Source organism: Streptomyces sp. NPDC060002 (assembly GCF_042737245.1).
In the GTDB taxonomy this organism is placed as follows: domain Bacteria; phylum Actinomycetota; class Actinomycetes; order Streptomycetales; family Streptomycetaceae; genus Streptomyces.
Genome location: NZ_JBHWUW010000128.1, coordinates 1 through 1,537 on the forward strand (window position 1 = coordinate 1; position 1,537 = coordinate 1,537).

The window sequence follows — 1,537 nt, forward strand, 5'->3', positions numbered from 1 at the left end:
GGTCCCCGGCCTGGGCCCCCCCCAACCGCTCTTCCGGGGGGGTTCGGGGGCCCGGCCCGCGTGGCCCGGGGGCCCCGGCAACCCTCCTCGGTGCTCCCCGCGAGTCATGACGCGCGACCGGCGCGGGCCCGCGCACTGCCGGTTTCCGGCAGCGTCCGCCGGGGTCTCGATGCCGGTGAGCCACTGGGCGTCGGACGTCGGCGGTAGTCGGGGCCGGACGCGTCGAAGCGGCAGCCCGCGTCCCGGTCCGAACGCTGGTTTCCGTGGGCGGGGACGCCTCCGCCGCGCTCGAGCCGGGCCGCGAGGTGCGGGTGGTCGCTGAAGGCGTGCGAAGCGTCTCGCGGGGAATCCGCCGCGTCCCGGTCCGACGCGCGGTGCTGCGTCTTACGGAGTGATGACGTGCCGGGCGGGTCACGGGGCGCGGCCCGGCCGCGGCCCTAGCGTGGCCGTATGCGTGTACTGGTCACCGGCGGTGCCGGGTTCATCGGGTCCCATGTCGTCGACGCCCTGCGTGCGCGCGGGCACGAGGCCCTCGTGTACGACGTCCGCCAGGATCCCGCCGCCGACGTGCGCGACCCCGTGGCCGTCGCCCGTGCCCTCGGCGGCGTCGACGCCGTCTGCCACCAGGCGGCGATGGTCGGGCTCGGCGACGGGGTCGCCGACGCGGCGGAGTACGTGTCGCGCAACGACCTCGGCACGGCCGTCCTGCTCGCCGCGATGGCCGGGGCGGGCGTCGGGCGGCTCGTGCTGGCCGGGTCGATGGTGGTGTACGGGGAGGGGCGTTACGAGTGCCGGGAGCACGGGGTGGTGCGGCCGCGGCCACGGGCCGTCGCCGATCTGGACGCGGGACGGTTCGAGCCGCCGTGCCCGCGGTGCGGCCGGGCTCTCGCACCCGGGCTCGTCGCCGAGGACGCCCCCGCCGACCCGCGCAACGTGTACGCCACGACCAAGCTGACCCAGGAGCACCTGGCCGCCGCCTGGGCCAGGTCGACGGGCGGAACGGCGGTGTCGCTGCGCTACCACAACGTGTACGGGCCCCGGATGCCCCGTGACACCCCGTACGCCGGAGTCGCCTCCTTCTTCCGCTCGGCGCTGGCCCGGGGCGAGGCACCGCGCGTCTTCGAGGACGGGCTGCAGCGGCGGGACTTCGTGCACGTACGGGACGTGGCCGCCGCCAACCTGGCCGTGCTGGACGCCGACGCGCCGGGGGGCGTGCTGACGGCGTACAACACCGGCAGCGGGGAGCCGCACACGGTGGGCGAGATGGCGCGGACCCTGGCCGCCGCGTACGGCGGGCCCCAGCCGGTCGTCACCGGTGAGTACCGGCTGGGCGACGTCCGCCACATCACGGCGGACTCCGCCCGGCTGCGGGCCGAACTGGGCTGGAAGCCCCGGGTCGGGTTCCAGGAGGGGATGCGGGAGTTCGCGCGCGCCGGACTGCGCGGGGAGTGAACGGGCGGGGGCGGGGGCCGTCGGCCCTCAGGGGGCCGTCGGCCCTCAGGGGGCCGTCGGCCCTCAGGGGGCCGTCGGCCCTCAG

The 1,537-nt window shown here is 77.2% G+C and carries 1 protein-coding gene and 1 pseudogene; one reads left to right on the plus strand and one right to left on the minus strand.

What is annotated here, in order from left to right; translation table 11 throughout:
• Positions 1-200: 200 nt before the first annotated feature.
• Positions 201-308: pseudogene (locus ACFWBD_RS41460) on the minus strand (flavodoxin family protein); the annotation flags it as partial.
• A gap of 142 nt (positions 309-450) precedes the next feature.
• Here ACFWBD_RS41460 and ACFWBD_RS41465 point away from each other — a divergent pair.
• Positions 451-1,452, plus strand: a complete 1,002-nt coding sequence (locus ACFWBD_RS41465) for an NAD-dependent epimerase/dehydratase family protein (RefSeq protein ID WP_385679413.1) — start codon at positions 451-453, stop codon at positions 1,450-1,452.
• Positions 1,453-1,537: the final 85 nt, after the last annotated feature.